Origin of the sequence: Streptomyces sp. NPDC057253, from assembly GCF_042669125.1 — a bacterium.
Lineage (GTDB): Bacteria > Actinomycetota > Actinomycetes > Streptomycetales > Streptomycetaceae > Streptomyces.
Window position 1 is genome coordinate 1 of record NZ_JBHUXV010000054.1, and the last position, 12,997, is coordinate 12,997.

Sequence of the window (12,997 nt, forward strand, 5' to 3'; positions counted from 1 at the left end):
GCCCGGACACGCCCCGGGCGGCCGACCTCACCGCACCAGGAGCAGCATGTCGACCGACGACCAGCCCACCCCCATCGCCTCCCCAGCCACGCAGCTCGCCGACCTGGAGCCGGACTCCACCGCCCGCGCCGCCGCCCTCATGGCCCCGATCGAGGCCAAGGTCCGCGAGCGCAAGGCCCAGGAGCGCGCCGAGATCCGATCCGCCACCCTCCACGAAGCCGCCGACGTCGCACTCACCCTCGACTTCACCCAACTCCGCCGTGACAAGACAGATTTCGTCAGCTTCGAGCACGCCTGGGACCTCGGCACCATTGACGCATCGAACGCGCTCCGCCGCCTGGCCCGACCCGACCACCCCAGCGAGCAGACGACCAAGCCCAAGACCTCAGCCGTCACGATCAGCCGCATCCCGCGCGCCCGCTCCATCGTCTACATCGTCCGTGGCGCCCCCGAGGTGCCGGACGAGTACAACGAGACCCGCACCATCGCCCCAACCGAGATCACCCTCACCTACCGGGCCGCACCGGACAGCCAGCTCGGCCGCGTCCACGCGTACGTCAAGGGCTGGTGGATGCAGAAAGGTGCGCGCGTCCACGCTGAGGCGGTCGGGCGGCACTTCACCGGCGACCTCGCCGGGTGGCCGGAGTGGCTCGCCGCGGAGGCACGACTCCACGACCCGGACCCGTCATGACGGCCGTCACCAGCCCCGTCGACGCCGTAGCCATCTTCCTCGGGGCGATGGCCGCGTGGATCGCTGTCGCGGCGCTCGCCCTGTGCGCGGGCACCGCAGCGGTCTGGCGGCTGGCCTGGGCCGCAAGCGAGGCCGTAGCTGCGGCCCTCGCCGCCTCCCGCGCCGTCCACACGCTGCACCGGAGCCTCCAGTGAGCGCGCACCGTCGTACGGCCCGCCTGCTCGCCGCGGCCGCCCTCGCCTCAACGGCGGCCGGCATCCACCTGGCCACCTTCAACCTCTGGCTGTGCGTCCCCGGCCTGTACGTCGCCGCGTTCCTCGCCTGGTGCTCGAACCGGTCCTACGCAGCCCACCGCCGCGCCCTCGCCGAGGCCAAGTGGGAGCAGGCGTACGTACTCGGTCAGGCGCCTGCTCCGTTGAACCCGTGCTGCGCACTCGCCGACCACAGCGGAGGCGCCGCCCATGACCGGCGGAAGTGCACGGACCTCTTCCACCGGCTCACCGCCGACCTCGCCGCCGAACACCCCAGGAGCAGCCAGTGAGCCACCCGAACCGGGGCCGAGCGGTCGACGACCGCGCCCGGGCCCACATCAAGGCCCTCATCGACGAGGCCAAGCACCAGACCGCCAGCGCCCCCGCGCCGGCGCCGGCGCAGATGTTCTTCGGCGGCATGCTCTCCGGTCTCGCCGCCGCTCTGGAGATCGTCAACGGTGGCACGGCCGAGGGCTCGATGGAGACGATCGTCCAGAAGATGTCGGCCGCGGTCGGGCAGGCGTACCTCAACGGCAAGCTCCCGCCCCAGCCGCCAGTCGCTGGCACGGCGGAGTCCCCGCCCGTCGAGGTCGCCGAGGCCGTCATGACGCCCGCTGACGGCCCGCGCTGCGTCTGCGGCCACCCCATCGAGCTGACCGGTGACCCCGGCCACTGGGTGCACCGGCCCATCCCCGGCAAGCCTGCTCTGGACGCACACACGGTTCGCCCCCCGGACGGCATCCCCGACGCGCCCTGGTGGTCGCACGGCACCCGGGACCTGTCCGCCCCTGAGACCCACGACTTGATCGCCGAGGAGAACGCGGCCCGGCACAGGGCCGCGATCGCGCGCGTCGACGAGCTGCTCGGTGATGCCGAGCGAGTGCGTGCTCTCTACGAGAGGTGGGTGAAGGCCGGCCCGCCTCCGCTCGGCACGTTGATCTCCCGCTGGTGGGACCAGCGTCTCCTCGAACTCCGCCAGGCCGTCATCAGCGAGGCCCCCACCGAACAGACCCAGGAGTGACCATGCGGATCGTCCGACTCACCCCTCAGCAGGCACGCGCTGCCAGCGAGCACCTGGCGCGCATCACTCTGTTCGTCCGCCAGACCCTCGACGCCTTCGCCGCGCTCGCCCGCAGCGCCACCGAGGCGCTGGCTCGGCTCGGCGAACAGCTACGCACGGGCTCGTACCGGCCCCAGTGGGCCAACCACTTCGCCTACCAGCCTGGGAGGCGCTGACCATGGGATTCGGCAGCGCAGGACTCACGTTCTTCAACCCCGTCGCCCGCAGCCTCATCGAGGCCGGAGCCTCCGACGAGGTGAAGGAGAAGACCCTCACCAAGCTGATCGCCGACCTCCAGGACGAGGACTGGGACACCGAACTGGACTCCCTTCAGCTCTTCCTCGACGACCCGGCGATCGTCCGCGCCTTCGCCAACAACGGCATCACCTGGGAGGACCAGTGACGATCGCTGTGGACTTCGACGGCGTGATCCACGCCTACAGCCGCGGCTGGGCAGACGGGACGATCTACGACCCCCCTCTGCCCGGCGCCCTCGACGGCCTCCACGCCCTCATGGAGCGCGACGCCGTGTTCGTCTTCACCAGCCGTCATCCAGAGCAGGTCGCCGACTGGCTCTTCGAGCGGGGCGAGTTCAACATCACGTGGGAGCCGCCCGGCGAGGTCATCTGCGAGTTCTGGAACGACAGGGACCGAATCCTCGTAACGAACCGGAAGCTCCCCGCGACCGCCTACCTCGACGACCGCGCCGTGAAGTTCACCGACTGGGACCAGGCCCTCGCCGAGCTACTCACCCCGGCGACAAAGCCGCACGTGCAGGTCCATATCCATCCGGACCCTCCCCACATCGCCGACGCCGTCCGCGACGTCCGTCGCTTCGGGCCCCCGCCCCGTCGCAGCTGAGCATGCGGAAGGGGCGCGCTTCCCTCGTCTCCCCAGACATAGCGCGCCCCCGGCAGTGATCACCGTAACCCGCAAGCCCCAGGAGTCACGATGACCACCGCCGACCACCTCCACCACGTCATCAACCACTGGATCGACCTCCAGACCGCCCTCGCCACCAACCAGGCCGACACCTGGCCCCCCGTCATGGGCATCGCCCGACTCCACGACCACCTGAAGGCCACCGACGAGGCCACAGAGCTGCGCGCCCTGGAGCGCTCCCCTGACCAGGTAGGCGCCAGCGTCGCGCCCCTCCGCGTGGAGATCCTCGACACCATGGCCACGATCGACCACCGCCTCGTCGACACCGCCGACGGAATCGCCGGCGCAGTCCAGCGGCTCCCCGTCACCCAAGTCCCGATCCGCGTGGCCGGCCCCGGCGACGACATCGCCCTCCAGCTGCGCACGCTGATCCTCAAGGACGAGGCCGACGACCGCCGCTGGTCCTTCACCGACCCCCGACGTCGTACGGCCCCGTTCGCCGCCGCGTGGCTCCTGGCCCGTCATGACGGGGCGCCCGGGCCGTGCGCAAAGCTCACCGGCGTCCGCCAGGACCAGATCGCCTCAGCCGCCCGATGGGCGGCCGGGCAGGTCGACCAGGCGCTCGAGATGGCCCGCCGTACGCAGGTCCTGGAGCGGTCCTGCCCACACTGCCGAGGAGTGCTGCGCATCGAGGGCGGCGACGGCCAGGACCCGAAGGTGAAGTGCCGCGGATGCGGACGAACTTGGACCAGTCACGCGGCAGTTTGAACTCGGGAACTGCACACCCAGCCCGTTCGTCCCTTTGGACAAGTTCACTGCAATCACGGAGGAATCGTGAGCAACACCGAGGAGCCGAAGCGGGACCCTCAGGACGTCGCGAGGGAGACACTCTTGGACATGATCGTCCGGAATGCTGAGGCGACGACCAAGTTGAACCCGGGTAACGCAGCGGAGGCGCTGAAGAACCTGTCCGAGGCTTATGCCTTCATCGCGAGCCCTGCGCAGCCTCACTGACGAGCGCCCTGGTTCCTCTCACATCTCTGACGTGGAGGATCCAGGTGGCGCAGCATGTCAGCCGGCCCAGCCGACGCGTACAACGTCGATGCCGTCGCGGTACGCGGCGAATGTGATCCACGAGTGGGACCCGAAGCGCTCGGCGGTCTCCCAGCCGCCGGGCGCCGGCCACGTCCCCCGCTCGACGAGGACGGTCGCGATGAGCTCCATCACCTCGCGGCGCCCCTCCTCCGAGAGGCCAGCCAGCACTTCCTCGGCCTGGAGCCAGAGTTCCACCCTGTACGACATCGGGCACCCCCGTGTTCGTGATCATTGGAGGCAGCACGGTACGACGATCGCGGTGGCCGCGTTGGGGCCTGTGGATAACGGGGGTGGGCCGCGAAGCCGCCCCATAGACCCCATCAGCACCTTCGGACACAAGTTCTAATCTGAAGGTAAAGTCTGACAATTTGCCCCAGTATGCCCGTTGACCGCCATGACTTATGCGTTACGGTTGAAGAGCACGGACGGTCGTCTGCCGGTCGGAAACGTCGGCACCCGCTATAGGCGGTTCAACAGCCGGCCGACGTGCATCACAGGGCCGCTACCCACGGGTAAGCGGCCTTCGTGTTGCTGTCCCACGGGTGGACTTTCATGCCGTACGAGGTGATCGCACCTCCGCCGCGACGGTAGATCCGAGGGGACAGCTCTCGGAGGTACCGATCCTCGGTGTTTCCGAACCGATCCAGTTCGAAGGCCCGATAGGTGGCCGATGCCGCCAGGTCGGCACACTGGAGCATCTCAACCTTGGCCGGTTGATTGATCTTGCCGCCCGCCGGATCAAGGGCCGTCCAGACGATGCTCGTCTGCATCGCCCGGAGTGCAGCCTCATACTGCCGCAGGTCCCCGATCGTCATCTGCGGTCGCGTGATGTGGGCGAGCGTGTAGTGCAGTGTCGCCTGTGCGTCGCGCGCGTACCAAGACAGGCGCTCCAGCAGATACCGAAAGGTGTACAGGTAGAACTGGCCATCAGTGATCTTGGTACTCAAGTGTCGCTTGCACGCGACGACGTTGGAGATGGTCGCCCAGCTCTGGCCACCCAGCGACTTGGCCGCGTGTACGCGCTGGTCATGTTGCTTCAGGTTGACCCAGTGCAACTCATCTGAGGGCCCGCGCCCGAGGTCCAGGCGCAGCTGCGCGAGGAACTGCGCAGCTGCCGGAAGGTCTTGGTCATCCAGGATGACGGCCGTCATGACGAAGTGGTCGCTGGACGCTTTTGACCGTGAGCGCACGCCAGCTTCGTCGATGAAGGCGTGGAGCTTGCGTCCCGCTGGCGCCTGCCCTGTATTGACAGCGACCGTGGCCATCTACCGGTACCTCCGTTCGATGCGTCGACTCGACAGCTCTGCACCTCTGCCGTCGTACGCGGAACGGCGACTCGTGTACATCGCGTAACGATCGTGGCACGTGACGGCCCGTCAACCAATGTGCTTATCCACAGCCCCTGTGCATAACAGTCGTAACTTCTGTTGAAAACACGAGATTTTCTGTGGATAAAGCTGTGCAGAAGCCTGTGCATAGAGTAACCATCTACACCCTGAAAGCCCCATGACCTGCGTAATTACGGTCTACAGGGTGTGGGTAGAAAGTTTTTTTACGGCCCGCCCGAAATCAGCCGTCCGCTCTCGTTACGCAACGTCGATGCCGAGCTCGGTGTCCGGTCGACAGAACTGGCACGGCTCGATCGACGGGTCCGTCAAGGACACCCTGGCGTCGTGCTCGGTGACCGGGTGCGCACTGCCCTCGATCATCGAGCAGTCGCCGAGGTGGATGATCGAGGGCTGGAGGCCACGCGGAGTCCGGTTCCGCTGGACCACGAACTCGGGCCGGCGCTGGACGTGGGCCATTTCCATTGAGCGGAGCGGGAGGGCCCCCTTGGGGAGGTGGCCCGGGCGCCGTCGGGCTGGTGCTGGCGCCTCGGCGTGGGCGAGCGCGGTCTGCACGGCCTCGCGCTGGAGTCTCAGGTAGATCCCGACGGTCTCGTTCTGGGCGAGCTGGGCGTCGAGGTGCGCCAGGATCGCGCGGAGGCGCGGGGGGTCCGGAGGCAGTTCCTCGCTCATGTGTTCGATATTAAGCCCGGTCTTTACGGCTTCCAGCCCTACCGACATCCTTGTGCCCCTGCCGCGCTAAACCTGGAGCTGCCGATGGCCGACGACCCCACACCCGACCCGTCCACTCCGCCACCACGAAATCCGCCTGTCGACGGCATTCACTTTGCGTACAGGGGAAACAGGGCCAGTGAAACCGTAGGGCTGCCATCCTCCATCCTGCTTGGGTGCGGTGTGCTCGTAGTGACCTTCGCCCTGATCGTTCTCGGGATCGTCTTCCTGGTCACCGGTCTCGGAGGGGCCGACGGGGATCGCATCGGCCTGATCTTGGCCGCAATCGGCACCCTGAGTGGCATCGCACAAGTGGTCCTCGCGGCACTCGCCAGCCGCCGCGCCTCACGCGACAACTCCTGACGGCGTCGCCGCCCTCACCCCGGGGCGGCTCGACTTTCACCTACTCCGTGTCTGGCTTCTTTGGGCGCGCCGTACCGGACCCCTTGTAGCCGCGAAAGACGTCCTGGACCGTGGACAGCTTGATCCCCAGATGGTCCGCGATCTGCCGGTACGACATGCCCTCACCGTCGGCCCATAGCTCGCGGATCAGTGCGGTGCGCTCGGCCGACCACGTCCGATTCCGGACGACCTGATCAGCCATGATCCGGCTCTGCGCTCGCACCCGCTCAACGCGATCGGCGATCTGATCGACCGCATCCAGGGCGTCCGACACGCGGCGCACCTCCTCTTCGCTCAACGCCTGGCCCTTCATCCGGCGGGCCGCTTGCATGGACTGTAGGGGACCCCTACAGTCGTCAGCAAGCAGCACGCGCTGCCGATGCACAACGGCCCTGTCCCGCTGAGTTGGCGCTCCGGGACAGGGCCAGGCCCACCTCAACCATCACGAAAAGGCAGGCCCTGATGGCCAACCGTACCGATCAGCACAACCCCGAGCACAGCCCCCACACGTCCCGCGGCTGCGCGCTGTGCGGCATCCTCCGGCACCCGGCTCAGGCCCCCGCCGGCCGCGCGCTCACCCGCCATCTCGCCGCGAACCCGCTCCCGCGCCAGGCGGTGAACGCGTGAGCGGCTACACGCCCGAGGAGATCGCTGCCGCGGCCCGACTCCGCGTCGACGCCCGCGCCCGCATCGACGACATCAACGCCCGTACCGAGACCGCCACCACGCCCGAGGAGCACACCGCCCTCGGGCGCGAAGCGGCCAGCGCGTGGGGCGACTACAAGTCCGCCGGAAGCATCCTCACCGAGGGAGCCGACGCGTGAGCCGCCCGCCCGGCCACCGCGCCGTCCGCCTCCTCGCCCTCCTCGCCCTCGCGCTCACCCTCACCGGTCTCGCCATCACCATCGGAGGCCGCTGATGGGCTGGCTCTTCAACCGCAACGACGGCGAACTCGCGAAGACGAAGTACTCGGACCAGGAGTCCGCCTCGGCCAGTGCTGCCCGCACCCGCCGCGCCAACCACCACCGCCACGCCGCGGCCGCCGACCAGGAAGGCCAGGCGTGGGAGGAGGAGGACCGCAAGCGGGACCGCGAGCAGCTCGGCAAGGACTGCGTCACCGACTGGGACTGAGTCCCAACCACACCGGCCGCCCCCGCCACCCCCAGCGAGGGCGGCCCCTCCTCGTCACCAGGAGCCCTCTTGAAGACCTCACCCGCCGGCACCGGCCGCCGCCTCGGCACCGGTGTCGGCATCGCCTGGTTCATCGTCCTCGCGATGATGCTTGTCGCCGCCGCCTGGTCCATCAGCAGCAAGCTCATGGGCTGGGGCATGGGCGAGAGGCCCGCCTACGCCCTGTCCCTGATGTTCGACCTCGCCGGCCTACTCTGCGCCCAGTACGCGAAGCGAGCCATCGAGCGCGGCACCCCCGCCGGCCTCCCGCGCCTCGCCGTCCTCGCCTTCGTCACGGTCTCCGGCGTCCTCAACTGGAGCCACGGCCGCGAGGTCGGCGGACTCGTCGGCGGCATCGGCCTCGCCTCCATCAGCCTCGCCGTCGAGCTGCTCTTCGAGCTCCACCGCCGCGACGTCCGCGACGAACAGCGCGCCGCCCGCGGCCTGGTCGCCGAGCGCATGCCCCACATCCCGGTCCTCGCCTGGCTCATGTTCCCCCGCGACGCCTGGACCACCTTGCGCAGCGCCGTCCGGCACCGCCTCGACACCCTCGACTCCGCCGCCCCTATGACGGCCGTCACCAGCGTCAACAGGACCGATGACACCCCCGTCACGACGCCCGTCACACCCCCGGTGAAGGCCCGTCCGGCGCCGCCCGCGCTGCCCAGCGCGCCCACCCCTCCGCCGCCCCCGCCCGCGCGCCGGCCGACTCCGCGCCCGCCCGTCATCCCGACCGGGGCGCGGCTCCTGCCCGTCACGTGCCACGGGTTCGTCCCGGCCCCGAAGGCCTCCGCGTCCGCCCAGGCCCCGGCCACCCCGGGGCCGATCCAGTACAGCGACCCGCGCTGTGCCGTGATCCGCGCCCTGTACGACACCGTCCCACCGACCCGGCCGGGCACAGCGGCCATGCGCGCCGCGATCATCCGCGCCGGCCTGGACGACGCCTCCGACGGATGGATCCGCGGCACCCTCCGCGCCGAGGTCGAGACCCACGAGCCCCACCTTAAGAACCTGCCGTCAGCGCCGTTCGGCATGAGCGCCTAGGAGTCCGCCCGTGACCACCCTGTTCGGCGTCTTCTGCGCGGCCGCCGCCTGCGGTGCGCTCCTCGGTCTGGCCCACCAGGCCCCGCACGCCGTCCTCCCGGTCACGGGCACCGGCGCCTTCATCCTCGCCCTCGCCGCCCTCGCCGCGGCCCTCCTGCACTGAGGACCCAGCAATGGATCTGGCCCTGCCTCCCCTCAACATCCCGGTCTACGGAGTCGTCTCTCTCGGAGGCGTCACCACCGGACTCAGCCTGTTCGCCTGGGACTTCACCCGCTGGTGGACCGGCCACAAGAAGAAGCTCTCCTCGAAGGCGCTCCAGACGCTGGCCCCGCAGCTGCTGTGCCTGTCGTACGGCGCGCTCCTCATCCTGTGCGTCGGAGGGATCATCGGCGGCGCTGCCGACTGGTCCCTCTGGGGCACCAACACCGTCGGCGACATCGTCCTGGTCTACGGCTTCGGCTCGACCACTCCGGCCGTGACCCGGGCCAGCCACCTTGCCCTCACCCCCGGCGGGCATGCGGCCGTGATCGTGATCACTGTGGTGATCCTCGCGGTCTGCTCGAAGAAGGGCTTCCGCTGGGACTTCGTCCGCCAGATCCTGGCCGGGATCAGCCTTGGCCTCGCCTCCTCGATCGCGGGCTTCGTCGGCTGGGCTGTCGCGCCCTCGGTGTCCTGGTTGGGCGACTGGGTGGTGGGCATCCTGTGAGCGCCCGTGAGGAAGGCTCCGAGCCCGAGATCGACGACGAGACGGCGGGGGAGGAAGACGAGGAGTCGGCCGGCCGCATGCCGATCGTGGTGCTGTCCGCGATCGGCATCGTCGGTGCCTGGCGGACCGTCACCGTGTTCCCCGAGGCGGCCTACATCGTCGTGGGCAGCCTCGGCACCATCGGCGTGCAGAAGGTCATGGCGTGGCGGGCCGCGCGGGTCGAGGGCGACGAGGACCAGGAGCAGGAGGAGACCGCGCCGCCGGACGTCGCCGCGGCGCTCCGCCGGCTCGTCGGCGACGACAAGGGCGTCCTCCTCACCGTCCTCCGCGACGACCTCCAGCTCCCCGACACCAAGGCCGTGAAGGCGCTCCTCAAGGCCGAGAACATCCCCTGGAAGTCCGGGCGCACGCGAGAGGGGAACGGGCCGTCTGTACGCCGGGAGGCCATTCCGGCCGCCCCCTCTCCCGTCACTGGCCACGCCCACGGGGAGGGTTGTTGTTGCAGGTCAGGCGACAACGGCAACAGCAACAACGACGGCAGCGAGGGGAGCGGGGAGGGGTTCCGTGTAGAGCGCACGGACACCGGCTTCACGATCCACGACCTCAGCCACCGAGTTGGCACTGGCCCGGCGGGCGCAGAACGCGACGTCATCGCGCGCTTCATCGACGAGCTCACGCGAGCCCAGCACAAGCCGCCCGGATCACCCGCCTCATGACCCGCCGAGCCCTGTCGCGGAACCCCACCCGCGGCGGGGCCTCCGTACGTCATCCTGACCCCATGCCGACCTCCATCCGGGCCCACGGGGACGACAAGGACATGACCCTCGACGAGCTCACTCGGTTCGTGAAGGACGCACGGAAAGCCGGCGTCCCCGGCGACCGCCACGTCCGCGCCGAGCTCTCGACCAGCGGCAAGATCAAGACAGTTGAGGTCGCGCTCAGCGACGAGGATGACTGAGGTCTCAGTGAAGCCGCTTACCGACTCGTCTTCCCTGCCCAGCCACGATCACGTAGGGGCGTATCTGGCTGTGGGTGAAGCCGCCTTCGGTGCAGATCTGGTCCACGGCTTCGGCCGCGATGTACCAACTGCTCTCCGCGTACGGGTCGAGCCGAAAGGGAAGCGGCTCAACTCCCGGCAGCGGAGCACTGTTTGTAACCACCGCCCGGTCATCGGGCAGCAGCAGCCCCCACGACGTGATCGTGGCGGGCGCGCGTCCCCTGTTCGTAGCGGACACCGAGAGGTACTGAGAGTTCCCCACTTGTCCGGCCACGACAGGAATCGAGTAGTAGGTCTTCACACGGATGACCGGGCCGTTCCGCAGCCAAGTGATGAACTGCCAGACGAGAGAGATGATGCTGACTGCGAGAGCAGCAAGGGATATGAGCAGCGTCGCCATGGAGGGATGCTAGGTCGGCGAGGGGCCGATCCACGCCTTGTTGATCGGTCACGCCTGTCAGGCCCGTCATGACGGGCCTGACGTCCGTCAGCGTCGAATAGTCAGTCCTGGTCAATCAGTCCAGCTGAGCGTCACGGTCGCACAGAGCTGGGAGCTGCGGGTTTACCGCCGTGAAGCCATCGGCGACCTGGCAGGAGATTTACCTCGGTGTACTATTCCAATACGTGTACACAAACCGTATACACGGCGGAGAGCCCGGCCCCGGCCATCACCCGAGACCAGGCCCTCCTACGCAGTTCACGAGCCCGGTCGTCCAGATCTCGACCGGGCTCGCTGCTGCCAGCTGCCGGCCCACGACCGAAGACTCGTCACACTCTTATCGAGCGGCGAGGAACTGCGCCGCGCCGATGATGGTGGGTATCACCACCCCCGACGCCGCCAGCCCAAGCGACCACTTCTGGTAGCTCGTCCAGCGACCAGGATCGTTCGAGTCGTCGTACTCCTCAGACTCTTCCGAACGCTCCTCAAGCTCCTCGGAGTGATCCTCAGAGTCCTCGGACGGGTTGCACATCGGGGAGACCTCCCTTCCTCGCCGACCCGCCCTGTGCAGGCCGGAGCAGGAGGCCGCACCCCCAACGCGGCACGAAAGAGGAGCTGTTCGGTCTCTACTTCGATATTACCGGGCGTACTGACAGCAACATGCCCAGGAAGTAAAGTCGCAGATCAGCGGCTCATGACGGACCGTCATAGCGGCCAGATCGTGCGAATAGATCGAGGACCCTATGAGGGTATTGACGTTGTGGTGACGAGGCTTATCGAGCGCACGCGACCCCTAGGTCACGAATTCAAGCTCGGAGACTCCTGAAGGTTCCGAACCACGTGACGTAGTTGCATCCGCCGAGCACATGATCCATCCTGGGCGCAAGTCCGGCGTGCCCGGACACAGCAGGAAACGTCCATCACAGCACTCATTTGTGTCACGAGGACGTCACTCCGCCTCCCTTAGGCCTCCCCGCCCCGCATGATGCTCCCTCAGCTGCCTTACCCGGGGGGAATCATGCGCACTCGTACCGTCGGCGTCACCCTGATCGCCGCAAGCCTCCTCACGCTCGTCGGATGCAAAGACGTCACGACCTCCAGCGACAGCACGGCTGACAAGCCGACCACAACCGCGACCACGAGCAAGCAGACGGACGCCGGCACCGCCCCCACGGGCCAACTGGCCGACATGCGGGGCAAGGGCCTTCAGTCCGCGCAGGACCAGGCCCAGGAAGCCGGGTTCTACTACCTCGACTCGCACGATGCTCTCGGCCGGGGCCGTAACCAGATCCTCGACCGCGACTGGAAGGTCTGCTCACAGCAGCCCGCGGCTGGAGAACATCCGAAGAATACCAAGATCGACTTCGGGGCGGTCAAACTCGAAGAGGACTGCCCCAGCAAGGACGCAGGGGAGCAGGAGACCGCGGGCACCACGATGCCCAACTTCAAGGGCAAGGCCGTCAAGGTCGCCCGCCAGGCCCTCGACCCGTCCACCAGCATCACCGTGAAGGACGCCTCGGGGCAGGACCGCCTGGTGCTCGTGGAGTCCAACTGGAAGGTCTGCTCCCAGACCCCCTCCGCTGGCACCAAGCTCGACGGCCAACCGGTGACGCTGACGGCCGTGAAGTTCGAGGAGTCCTGCTGACCCACACCCGATGACTGGCCCGGCCCCGCCCGTGCGAGGTCGGGCCTTCGCCATGTCCAGGGGGGTGACGCCCATGGGCAGCGCGAACCCCGTCACCGACCAGGAGCGCGAGCGCGTCCGCCAGCTGCACGCCGAGGGCAAGGGCCGCAACGAGATTGCCACCGAGCTGGGGCGCTCCGGACGGACGATCAGCGAGATCGCCAAGGGCCTCGGCCTCTCCTTCTCCCGCGCCGCCGAGGTCCGGCAAGCCACGGAGGTCCGGCAGGCGGACCTCGCCGACCGCCGCGCTGCCCTCGCCCAACGCCTCCAGGACGTCGCTGAGCGGGAGCTGGAGAAGGTCAACGCCCCGCACACCTACTGGGACTGGGGCGGCAAGGACCACGACTTCGACACCTACGACGCCCCCGAGCCCACCCCTGCGGACAAGCGCGCCCTCATGGGCGTCGTCGCCACCGCGATCGACCGCTCGCTGAAGTTGTCCCCGGCCGAGCAGGACGCCGAGGGCCTGGCCGCCGTCGACGCCTGGCTGAAGGGGATGATGGGCGGCGCCTGAGGGG

The 12,997-nt window shown here is 68.6% G+C and carries 26 protein-coding genes; 20 read left to right on the forward strand and 6 right to left on the reverse strand.

Features of this window, described 5'->3' with window-relative positions; genetic code table 11:
- Positions 1-46 precede the first annotated feature (46 nt).
- The 9 genes from ACFULQ_RS26835 to ACFULQ_RS26875 all read left to right on the forward strand — a co-directional run bounded on the left by ACFULQ_RS26835 (position 47) and on the right by ACFULQ_RS26875 (position 3,898).
- The gene (locus ACFULQ_RS26835) at positions 47-691 is read left to right on the forward strand and encodes a hypothetical protein (protein WP_383548202.1); all 645 of its coding nucleotides are present in this window, start codon (positions 47-49) and stop codon (positions 689-691) included.
- Positions 688-885: a hypothetical protein gene (locus ACFULQ_RS26840; protein WP_383548205.1), complete on the forward strand. Its 198-nt coding sequence runs from the start codon at positions 688-690 to the stop codon at positions 883-885. Before ACFULQ_RS26835 ends, ACFULQ_RS26840 begins: the two co-directional genes overlap by 4 nt.
- Entirely contained in the window at positions 882-1,232 is a 351-nt protein-coding gene (locus tag ACFULQ_RS26845; RefSeq protein ID WP_383548208.1) for a hypothetical protein, read from the forward strand. The genes ACFULQ_RS26840 and ACFULQ_RS26845 overlap by 4 nt, the downstream gene beginning before the upstream one ends.
- The gene (locus tag ACFULQ_RS26850; protein ID WP_383548211.1) at positions 1,229-1,963 is read left to right on the forward strand and encodes a hypothetical protein; all 735 of its coding nucleotides are present in this window, start codon (positions 1,229-1,231) and stop codon (positions 1,961-1,963) included. The genes ACFULQ_RS26845 and ACFULQ_RS26850 overlap by 4 nt, the downstream gene beginning before the upstream one ends.
- Before the next feature lie 2 nt (positions 1,964-1,965).
- Positions 1,966-2,178 carry a hypothetical protein gene (locus ACFULQ_RS26855; RefSeq protein WP_383548214.1) on the forward strand — a complete coding sequence of 71 codons (213 nt, stop codon included), beginning with the start codon at positions 1,966-1,968 and terminating at the stop codon, positions 2,176-2,178.
- A gap of 2 nt (positions 2,179-2,180) precedes the next feature.
- Positions 2,181-2,405, forward strand: a complete 225-nt coding sequence (locus ACFULQ_RS26860) for a hypothetical protein (protein ID WP_383548217.1) — start codon at positions 2,181-2,183, stop codon at positions 2,403-2,405.
- Positions 2,402-2,863: a hypothetical protein gene (locus tag ACFULQ_RS26865; protein WP_383548220.1), complete on the forward strand. Its 462-nt coding sequence runs from the start codon at positions 2,402-2,404 to the stop codon at positions 2,861-2,863. The genes ACFULQ_RS26860 and ACFULQ_RS26865 overlap by 4 nt, the downstream gene beginning before the upstream one ends.
- A gap of 90 nt (positions 2,864-2,953) precedes the next feature.
- The gene (locus tag ACFULQ_RS26870; protein WP_383548223.1) at positions 2,954-3,652 is read left to right on the forward strand and encodes a hypothetical protein; all 699 of its coding nucleotides are present in this window, start codon (positions 2,954-2,956) and stop codon (positions 3,650-3,652) included.
- 66 nt (positions 3,653-3,718) lie between these two features.
- Positions 3,719-3,898 (forward strand): hypothetical protein, encoded by a 180-nt coding sequence (locus ACFULQ_RS26875; protein ID WP_383548226.1) that lies wholly within the window; start codon positions 3,719-3,721, stop codon positions 3,896-3,898.
- A 57-nt stretch (positions 3,899-3,955) separates the two neighbouring features.
- Here ACFULQ_RS26875 and ACFULQ_RS26880 read toward each other — a convergent pair whose 3' ends face one another.
- The 3 genes from ACFULQ_RS26880 to ACFULQ_RS26890 form a co-directional block, all read right to left on the reverse strand.
- Complete coding sequence (locus ACFULQ_RS26880) at positions 3,956-4,186, reverse strand: hypothetical protein (protein ID WP_383548229.1); 231 nt, start codon at positions 4,184-4,186, stop codon at positions 3,956-3,958.
- A gap of 284 nt (positions 4,187-4,470) precedes the next feature.
- Entirely contained in the window at positions 4,471-5,244 is a 774-nt protein-coding gene (locus ACFULQ_RS26885) for a DUF3800 domain-containing protein (protein ID WP_383548234.1), read from the reverse strand.
- A gap of 321 nt (positions 5,245-5,565) precedes the next feature.
- Positions 5,566-5,997 (reverse strand): DUF6233 domain-containing protein, encoded by a 432-nt coding sequence (locus ACFULQ_RS26890; protein ID WP_383548237.1) that lies wholly within the window; start codon positions 5,995-5,997, stop codon positions 5,566-5,568.
- A gap of 84 nt (positions 5,998-6,081) precedes the next feature.
- On the opposite strand from ACFULQ_RS26890, the gene ACFULQ_RS26895 reads away from it, so the two are divergent.
- The gene (locus tag ACFULQ_RS26895) at positions 6,082-6,399 is read left to right on the forward strand and encodes a hypothetical protein (RefSeq protein WP_383548240.1); all 318 of its coding nucleotides are present in this window, start codon (positions 6,082-6,084) and stop codon (positions 6,397-6,399) included.
- Positions 6,400-6,439: 40 nt separating this feature from the next.
- Here the strand turns inward: ACFULQ_RS26895 and ACFULQ_RS26900 are convergent, their stop codons facing one another.
- Positions 6,440-6,769, reverse strand: coding sequence for a helix-turn-helix domain-containing protein (locus tag ACFULQ_RS26900; RefSeq protein ID WP_383548243.1), 330 nt, complete (start codon positions 6,767-6,769; stop codon positions 6,440-6,442).
- Between the two features lie 131 nt (positions 6,770-6,900).
- Between ACFULQ_RS26900 and ACFULQ_RS26905 the strand changes: the two genes are divergently transcribed.
- From ACFULQ_RS26905 to ACFULQ_RS26940, 8 genes are all read left to right on the forward strand, one after another.
- Positions 6,901-7,065 carry a hypothetical protein gene (locus ACFULQ_RS26905; RefSeq protein ID WP_383548246.1) on the forward strand — a complete coding sequence of 55 codons (165 nt, stop codon included), beginning with the start codon at positions 6,901-6,903 and terminating at the stop codon, positions 7,063-7,065.
- On the forward strand, positions 7,062-7,262 hold the full coding sequence (locus ACFULQ_RS26910) for a hypothetical protein (protein ID WP_383548248.1): 201 nt from the start codon (positions 7,062-7,064) through the stop codon (positions 7,260-7,262). Before ACFULQ_RS26905 ends, ACFULQ_RS26910 begins: the two co-directional genes overlap by 4 nt.
- Positions 7,263-7,356: 94 nt before the next feature.
- Positions 7,357-7,569, forward strand: a complete 213-nt coding sequence (locus tag ACFULQ_RS26915; RefSeq protein WP_383548251.1) for a hypothetical protein — start codon at positions 7,357-7,359, stop codon at positions 7,567-7,569.
- A 69-nt stretch (positions 7,570-7,638) separates the two neighbouring features.
- Positions 7,639-8,652 carry a DUF2637 domain-containing protein gene (locus tag ACFULQ_RS26920; protein WP_383548254.1) on the forward strand — a complete coding sequence of 338 codons (1,014 nt, stop codon included), beginning with the start codon at positions 7,639-7,641 and terminating at the stop codon, positions 8,650-8,652.
- A 10-nt stretch (positions 8,653-8,662) separates the two neighbouring features.
- Positions 8,663-8,815: a hypothetical protein gene (locus ACFULQ_RS26925; RefSeq protein ID WP_383548257.1), complete on the forward strand. Its 153-nt coding sequence runs from the start codon at positions 8,663-8,665 to the stop codon at positions 8,813-8,815.
- Between the two features lie 10 nt (positions 8,816-8,825).
- The gene (locus tag ACFULQ_RS26930; protein ID WP_383548259.1) at positions 8,826-9,359 is read left to right on the forward strand and encodes a hypothetical protein; all 534 of its coding nucleotides are present in this window, start codon (positions 8,826-8,828) and stop codon (positions 9,357-9,359) included.
- Positions 9,356-10,075 (forward strand): hypothetical protein, encoded by a 720-nt coding sequence (locus ACFULQ_RS26935; RefSeq protein WP_383548262.1) that lies wholly within the window; start codon positions 9,356-9,358, stop codon positions 10,073-10,075. The genes ACFULQ_RS26930 and ACFULQ_RS26935 overlap by 4 nt, the downstream gene beginning before the upstream one ends.
- A gap of 62 nt (positions 10,076-10,137) precedes the next feature.
- Entirely contained in the window at positions 10,138-10,317 is a 180-nt protein-coding gene (locus ACFULQ_RS26940) for a hypothetical protein (protein WP_383548264.1), read from the forward strand.
- 4 nt (positions 10,318-10,321) lie between these two features.
- Here ACFULQ_RS26940 and ACFULQ_RS26945 read toward each other — a convergent pair whose 3' ends face one another.
- On the reverse strand, positions 10,322-10,756 hold the full coding sequence (locus tag ACFULQ_RS26945; protein WP_383548266.1) for a hypothetical protein: 435 nt from the start codon (positions 10,754-10,756) through the stop codon (positions 10,322-10,324).
- Between the two features lie 376 nt (positions 10,757-11,132).
- Complete coding sequence (locus ACFULQ_RS26950) at positions 11,133-11,327, reverse strand: hypothetical protein (RefSeq protein ID WP_383548269.1); 195 nt, start codon at positions 11,325-11,327, stop codon at positions 11,133-11,135.
- Positions 11,328-11,813: 486 nt separating this feature from the next.
- Here ACFULQ_RS26950 and ACFULQ_RS26955 point away from each other — a divergent pair, with 486 nt between their 5' ends.
- Both ACFULQ_RS26955 and ACFULQ_RS26960 read left to right on the forward strand, forming a co-directional pair.
- A complete protein-coding gene (locus ACFULQ_RS26955; protein ID WP_383548272.1) occupies positions 11,814-12,440 on the forward strand; it encodes a hypothetical protein in 627 nt (208 codons plus the stop codon).
- Between the two features lie 73 nt (positions 12,441-12,513).
- Complete coding sequence (locus ACFULQ_RS26960; RefSeq protein ID WP_383548275.1) at positions 12,514-12,993, forward strand: helix-turn-helix domain-containing protein; 480 nt, start codon at positions 12,514-12,516, stop codon at positions 12,991-12,993.
- The last annotated feature ends 4 nt before the right edge of the window (positions 12,994-12,997 follow it).